The 6,000-nt window shown below is 57.3% G+C and carries 8 protein-coding genes and 1 pseudogene; 7 read left to right on the forward strand and 2 right to left on the reverse strand.

Annotation, left to right across the window (positions count from 1 at the left end):
• Nucleotides 1-448, forward strand: a pseudogene (locus ACIREA_RS24695) (gfo/Idh/MocA family oxidoreductase); the annotation flags it as partial.
• A gap of 669 nt (nt 449-1,117) precedes the next feature.
• Here ACIREA_RS24695 and ACIREA_RS24700 read toward each other — a convergent pair.
• Nucleotides 1,118-1,435 carry a hypothetical protein gene (locus tag ACIREA_RS24700; protein ID WP_397385000.1) on the reverse strand — a complete coding sequence of 106 codons (318 nt, stop codon included), beginning with the start codon at nt 1,433-1,435 and terminating at the stop codon, nt 1,118-1,120.
• 294 nt (nt 1,436-1,729) lie between these two features.
• On the opposite strand from ACIREA_RS24700, the gene ACIREA_RS24705 reads away from it, so the two are divergent.
• The 3 genes from ACIREA_RS24705 to ACIREA_RS24715 all read left to right on the forward strand — a co-directional run bounded on the left by ACIREA_RS24705 (nt 1,730) and on the right by ACIREA_RS24715 (nt 3,429).
• A complete protein-coding gene (locus ACIREA_RS24705; protein ID WP_397385001.1) occupies nt 1,730-2,389 on the forward strand; it encodes a DUF3592 domain-containing protein in 660 nt (219 codons plus the stop codon).
• Between the two features lie 142 nt (nt 2,390-2,531).
• Nucleotides 2,532-3,017, forward strand: a complete 486-nt coding sequence (locus tag ACIREA_RS24710) for a hypothetical protein (protein WP_397385002.1) — start codon at nt 2,532-2,534, stop codon at nt 3,015-3,017.
• Nucleotides 3,018-3,039: 22 nt separating this feature from the next.
• On the forward strand, nt 3,040-3,429 hold the full coding sequence (locus ACIREA_RS24715) for an ASCH domain-containing protein (protein WP_397385003.1): 390 nt from the start codon (nt 3,040-3,042) through the stop codon (nt 3,427-3,429).
• Nucleotides 3,430-3,478: 49 nt separating this feature from the next.
• Here ACIREA_RS24715 and ACIREA_RS24720 read toward each other — a convergent pair whose 3' ends face one another.
• Nucleotides 3,479-3,844 carry a hypothetical protein gene (locus ACIREA_RS24720; RefSeq protein ID WP_397385004.1) on the reverse strand — a complete coding sequence of 122 codons (366 nt, stop codon included), beginning with the start codon at nt 3,842-3,844 and terminating at the stop codon, nt 3,479-3,481.
• A 479-nt stretch (nt 3,845-4,323) separates the two neighbouring features.
• On the opposite strand from ACIREA_RS24720, the gene ACIREA_RS24725 reads away from it, so the two are divergent.
• From ACIREA_RS24725 to ACIREA_RS24735, 3 genes are all read left to right on the forward strand, one after another.
• Nucleotides 4,324-4,731 carry a hypothetical protein gene (locus tag ACIREA_RS24725; RefSeq protein ID WP_397385005.1) on the forward strand — a complete coding sequence of 136 codons (408 nt, stop codon included), beginning with the start codon at nt 4,324-4,326 and terminating at the stop codon, nt 4,729-4,731.
• Between the two features lie 370 nt (nt 4,732-5,101).
• Nucleotides 5,102-5,455: a hypothetical protein gene (locus ACIREA_RS24730; protein ID WP_397385006.1), complete on the forward strand. Its 354-nt coding sequence runs from the start codon at nt 5,102-5,104 to the stop codon at nt 5,453-5,455.
• Nucleotides 5,456-5,607: 152 nt separating this feature from the next.
• Nucleotides 5,608-6,000: hypothetical protein (locus ACIREA_RS24735; RefSeq protein WP_397385007.1), on the forward strand; the 393-nt coding region annotated here is incomplete at its 3' end.

Genomic DNA, 6,000 nt, shown 5'->3' on the forward strand with positions numbered 1-6,000 from the left:
CATTGTTGTACTGATACTCGCCGCCGAGAGCTTCCGCATCGAGTATCAGTACAACAATGGTGTACGCGTGGTCATGACCAGCACGGACGACAAGACCAAGTGGGGCACCCGGTTCATCGGCAGTGAGGGCTGGATCTACACCGAGTCCGAAGTCCTCAAGGCCAGCGACGACAACATCCTGCGCGCCAAGCTCAAGGACAGCGACGTGAAGCTCTACGAATCCAAAAACCACCACCGCAACTTCATTGACGCCGTGTACTCCCGGGGCCGCACCGCCGCCACCGCCGAGATTGCCCAGCGCGCCGCCACCACCTGCCACATCGGCGCCATCTCCGCCGTGCTGAAGCGCCCGCTGAAGTTCGACCCCAAGGCCGAGCGCTTTGAAAACGACGATCAGGCCAATCAGATGCTCCTTCGCCCGATGCGCGAGGCGTGGAAGATCGCGTGAAAAAGTTGGCCAGTTGCGCCGCAACTGGTCTCCCAACGTCCCTCGCTTTCCCCAACCAGCTCTCAGCTACAGGCATACGGATTCAAGCTTCTTAATCGTCAGATTAAGAAGGTGTTATGTATTATTAACACATCTTAATCATATATTCCTATCTCCCAAGAAGACGCGGCAGTCAGGCCCCGGAGAATGGGCTCTTCCCACCTCAGGGCCATGCCATTCTCCTTTGATCTGGGCAGGCCCAACCCCCGGCCACCCCAGACAGCCGGGACGGACTGTCCTCCGCAAGTCACCCACCCGGCGCACGGACGGCCTGAGGCTGCCCCTCGGCTTCTTGGAGAGTCGGCTTTCACGCTGCCCTCTGGCTGTGGAACAATGGATGGAGACCTGAATTGCACAGGCAAATGCACCTTCAATCCACACAGCATGAGCTGAATAGATATTATTAACACATCTTAACCATGTATTCTTCAAGGGGCAAAAATCGAGGAAAGAAGGTTAGGTGCATTCCTCAAAAACTCGGAACGAGTCCCCAAGTCTGGGGCTAGGGCACGGCTCCGGTCCCGCCTCACGGAACGAGGCAGGTCGAGGACCGCCACAGGCAAATGGACAGCGGAGGCTCCGCATCAGTCAGTGGCAGTTTTCACCCCAGAAGCCTGATTTGGAAAAGGCTCACTCCAAGGCTTCCCAGACAACGACTTCGAAACGATAATGTTCTTCACCGAGTGCCTTGGACAGACCTGGCGACACCCTCACGTTCAGGACCACGTTCGACTTCTCAAGGAGCAGCTGACAGCGCTCGTTTGCAGAGATCGAAATCTTCGTTTGGGAGGGAATAAAATCGCCGCGGATCACCGGCGCTTCTCCCTTCGGATCAAAAATCACGGTGCCTTCCACCTTGTGAGAAGTGATCAATATGGCTCTGGAGACAAAGTGCCCGGCTTTGCGCAGTGATTCCCGCAGTTTTTTGGTCAGGACTGAGTCGCTCATGAGTTGCTCAGGGTTCAGTGAGAAGTGGACGCGGAATTCAAGCCTCAAGGATAGCAGGATTGTCACCAGCCCTTGGTGTTATAAATGTATTTTTTAGTCACACTCAGCTCGCATTAGGGGGATAGCCGTCCCGGCTGTCTCCGGGAGACAGCACCTCCGGCCTGTCCTTCTTGAAATCACAAGCCTCTTGCGAATAATCCGGCGCTTGGGTTAGCTTGGCACCAGAAAAGCGTTGGCACAAACCCAGCCAAATCGGTTCACCCGCCCCCTGTTCGCCGAAGTCACAGCCTCTCCATGCGTTACCTCATTAGAATAGCCGCAGCACTCGTCTTTGTGCCCTTGCTCCTTGCGTTGCTGTTCATGATGCCCTTGGAGTTCTGTGTGTCCTCATGGCATCTGTGGAGGGCCGATGCTGCCACTGAGGGCAGGGTCATCTCCTCTGAGAAGAAGAGCCATCGGGGCAACACGCGCGCCCTCATCCGCTACAGCTACACGGTGGCTGGACGCAGCTATGAGAGTGACAGGGTGCGTGCAGGCTGGATCAGCAACCAGGGCTACGAGTCTGGTGCCGGAAGCCTCGCCAAGTCCCTGAGCCCTGGCAGTCAGGTCAGCGTCCGCTATGACACGGAGCATCCCGAGTTTGCCCTGCTTGAATATGGGTGGCCGAAGTGGAGTCTGGGTTTCAGCCTGGCTGTTTGGGGGATGTGGCTTGGTAGCTATGTTTTTGACTCCGAGGACCGCAGGCCCAAAAGCCATGTCCTGTATGGCCTGACCCGTGGGATGTGGTTGCTTGGCTTCATGATCATCCTCCTGCTCCCGCCCACGCTGGAGCCGAAGATCATTCCCACTCTCTTAGGCACCGGCCTTGGGCTCAGTGTTGTGGCCGGAGTTTACGGTCGGGTGCGTTACTCGCGGGTGGCAGCAATCATAGGAGAGCATGGGACCTCTTTTTGAAATCACGAGCCTCTTGCGCACAAGCCGGAACTTTTGTTAGCCTTACCCCGTATGGCACCCAATCCGTCAGTTGAAGAGCGGTTGGGACAAACCCAACACATCGGTTCACCCTCCACCTGTTAGCCGTTGCTGCGCGCTCACCATGAACGAAAGCCAATCCAAGACACTCGAGCTGCGGAAACAGCGTTTTCTTAACGGCGACATTATCATCGGCGTTCTTTTAGGCGCGGCCATTGTCGTTTGGCGCTATCCTCAATCCGGCAGCAGCCAGGCATTCTACCTTCTTCTCGTCGGCGTCTTAGTCCTGCTCGTGTTCCGCAAGTTCGCCCGGAGCATCACCGTCGATTTCGCGGCGCGGACCATTCGCTCCATAGGCATCGTTTCCCTCTTCCGCCAGTCTTACACCTTCGACGACCTCGATTACGTCCGCTGCCCGGCAACGATCAGTCTTGATGCCTCCACGTCGTTCAACGTCGTCTTCCGCCGGCAGGGCGCGATCCAACCACTCATCTTCGAGGCGCGCTCCAAAACCGAACGAACACAAGCACGTGAGCTGCTTGAAACACTCCGCGCCGTTATGCCCAACAAAGTTCGTGATGATGCACTTTCGAAGTCCCGCAACGGCTAACCAAGCGCTGCAGCGAACGGTCATGCCACGGTTGAAACGCCTGCAATTCTGGGGCCGCGATGTGGACGATGATGACTTGCTGCTGCAGGCGCTCAGTGGCCAGAAGACCGCCACCGCTGATCTGGCGCGGGACTGGCATGTCCCGATCAGCGAGTACGACGACGGGGGATACATGGCCGGAGACCTGGTTGAGGTGTATGACCTGCGCAATCAGCTCCGCTGCCACATCCGCATCACCGAAGTTTACGAGACGACCTTCGGTGACATCCCGGAGAAGCTTTGGCGAGCCGAGGTCTGCACCAGTGCCGAGGACTTCCGCAGCGGCCACCGCGTCTCCTGGTCTGCCGAGTCGCTCACGGACGACACCCGCATCATCGGCTGCCATTTTGAACTGGTGAAGATCGAGAGGTGAGCCCCGCAATGTCCGAGCAGGCGGGCGGGCATGGCAGTGAAACCGCCCCCTAAATACCATCCTTCATCGGAGGGCATCGGGGGTGCAGTTTGTCCCCTTTTTCCATCGATTTCGAATCGACGAGCTGGAAATGAAAACGCTTGATGCTGCCGCTCTCAGACTGACCCGGGAACATGAGTACATTCAGCACCAGTCCAGCTTCAGCAAGAAGCAGCCGACAACGCTCGATGACAGAGATATCGACCTTGATTGAGCCGGGAAGGAAATCTCCACGCACGCTCATCTGCTCGTCAAGCGGGTCAAAAATGACCATTCCTTCAGCCAGGTGAGGGGAAAGCAGCATGGCAGCCAGGCCTTCTGAATGATCCCTTTCCAGGATTTCACAGAGTTCAGGTGGGAGTGAAGATTCGGGCATGGCTGAGGGGTGGTGTTCGCACAGCCGTAGTCAGGCCGCAGCGCTGAGCGGCCCGGCTTCGCCAGACGCTGTCTGTGTGCAGAATGAATTATTTTATGAATTCGAATTATATAAGGATTCCCTTTTTGAGAACAAGTGTCTATTCTTTATTTTAATTAGATCACACGATCTTCTCAGCCATATTTCTCAGTCAATGATCCTACATGCTTATCATGCTTGCTTTGCTGCCAGGTGTGGCGCGCGCCGGCAAGCGCAGTCGCGTATGAGACTGGCTGTCAGTAGGGTTCTCAGAAGGTGCTGGCAAAGCGGCAGGGGAACATCACCGTGGGACAGGCCTAAGAACTGCGGGCGGTCCTTCATCGCCATTGGCAGGATTGATGACCCGAAAACGCATGCATTCCCGTCGAGGATCTGACCGGCGTTCCCACTCACTTGATCACGAGGCTTTTGCGCACCTGCCGCCCCCAATTTTAAACGCAATGAATCGAAACTCAGCCCTCGCCGCACTTCAGGTGATCAACACCAAGGTCAGCATCTGCACACAAAACGAGATGACACCTGAGGTCATCGAAAGTCTTGAAAACGCGGTGAAGGAACTGATCGCAGCGGTTCAGGGAGACGCCTATGCCAAAGACCGCACGAGTGCCATCATCGCATCCCTGAGCGCCGGCATTGTGGCCTCAAACTCCACCTCGATCAGCTACTGGCAGGATGTCGTGGACAACGTCAAAGCGCTTTACAGCTACATCTCACGGCGGCCTGATCCGACAACGGGGAGGGTATCCCCGGTCAAAGGTGAAAGCGTCCTAAACCGTTTTGATGAGGCTGAAAATCACCGCTTCGCACGGCTTGCTTGTGCAGCTGGCTTGAACCGCCTGCCCACTTGAGTGGGAGAGGCGTGGGATGCGGTATCTGAATTCCCCAAAGAGGTCGCCTCCTTTGACCCAGCGCGTTTTGCTCCCACGCTGCAGAGCTTTGTGGCAGGCTGCGGAGCAACTGCGTTTGCTGGAACGCCGGGTCGTAAAGCTCTTTCCGCAGGAGTGACATTGATGTACCATTTAGGAAATGAACTTGGTCGCCGTGAGAATTGCAATTTTATTTTGCTTTAGAATTTAATGCCAAGGTCGTCGTTCGGCTGTTTCCAGTCCCGCCCACTTTGAACCCGTGAGGGCAGGGGAGGGCGGCCAACGAAGGGACGGCCCTCATTCCGCCATGAAGGGCATTGCCGAAGAACCGGAACCATGCTTAGATGCTTCCATGAGCGACGAAGCAACGCGGCGTGCAATGAGTCTTGAGTTTGTGGCGAAACTTCAAGGCGACCCTCTGGAGAAGCGCTGTGCACGGGCCACTCTGTGGTGCGGGGGCGACCTGCCGCCAGCCAGCGGAGAAATCCTCTGCGAGCCCTCCCTGGATCAGGTGGCCCGGGGTCTGTTCGAGCCCGACGACTCAGCTTCGTTGGAAACGCTTGCATCCTCAGCCCGCTACCTTTCGCTGGAAGTTCCGCATCTTCTGCCGATCCGGGTCACGGAGATTCACCCCGATTGTGAAGATCCCCATTTTCATTTTGAGGTCACCGGCCCCGCCACCAAGCTGCGTTTGCCAGAAGCCTAAGCGCGGCTCCTTCGCGGCCCATCTGGCTGTGAGACCTGCACGCTTGGAAAGCCCCTCCTCATGGGGTTGGGGTGGTCACCCCATGGTGAGAAAGACGGTGGCTGGTTAGTCTTGAACTGAGGGCAATGTGAATCTGCCTTCGTTCCCGACTTATGAAATCCCATCCATTGATCCTCCTTGCTGCGGTGCTGGCCTGCTACGGCCCTGCCGCCGCCCAGAGCGGCATCCCACGCGCCTTGGAATATCAGCCCAAGGCGAGTGAGACGAGCACGGTGCATGACGGCATCGTATTCTATCGCGGCCAGACCTACCTCATTCGCCACAGCCGCGCGGCGCTGGTGGATGTCACCTTGGTGCCAAGGGGCCAGGTGCTGACCGCAGCGGGGCGGCTCGTGGCTCTGCCGTCCGATTTTGCCAATGCGACCACCCCGACGCTGCGCGAGGGACTCTTCGCCGTGCTAGGACAGGCTTATCTGATCCGCCACGGCCGCATGCAGCGGGTGAATGCAGAGCTGGTGCCTGCGGGGCAGGTGCTGACGGCGGAG

Origin of the sequence: Prosthecobacter sp., assembly GCF_044373815.1 — a bacterium.
Lineage (GTDB): Bacteria > Verrucomicrobiota > Verrucomicrobiia > Verrucomicrobiales > Verrucomicrobiaceae > Prosthecobacter.

What these genes read in the sequence shown, in the direction of transcription:
- ACIREA_RS24730 (WP_397385006.1), top strand. Translation starts at nt 5,102, where the DNA reads ATGAGCGACGAAGCAACGCGGCGTGCAATGAGTCTTGAGTTTGTGGCG.
- ACIREA_RS24720 (WP_397385004.1), bottom strand. Translation starts at nt 3,844, where the DNA reads ATGCCCGAATCTTCACTCCCACCTGAACTCTGTGAAATCCTGGAAAGG.
- ACIREA_RS24705 (WP_397385001.1), top strand. Translation starts at nt 1,730, where the DNA reads ATGCGTTACCTCATTAGAATAGCCGCAGCACTCGTCTTTGTGCCCTTG.
- ACIREA_RS24700 (WP_397385000.1), bottom strand. Translation starts at nt 1,435, where the DNA reads ATGAGCGACTCAGTCCTGACCAAAAAACTGCGGGAATCACTGCGCAAA.
- ACIREA_RS24715 (WP_397385003.1), top strand. Translation starts at nt 3,040, where the DNA reads ATGCCACGGTTGAAACGCCTGCAATTCTGGGGCCGCGATGTGGACGAT.
- ACIREA_RS24710 (WP_397385002.1), top strand. Translation starts at nt 2,532, where the DNA reads ATGAACGAAAGCCAATCCAAGACACTCGAGCTGCGGAAACAGCGTTTT.
- ACIREA_RS24725 (WP_397385005.1), top strand. Translation starts at nt 4,324, where the DNA reads ATGAATCGAAACTCAGCCCTCGCCGCACTTCAGGTGATCAACACCAAG.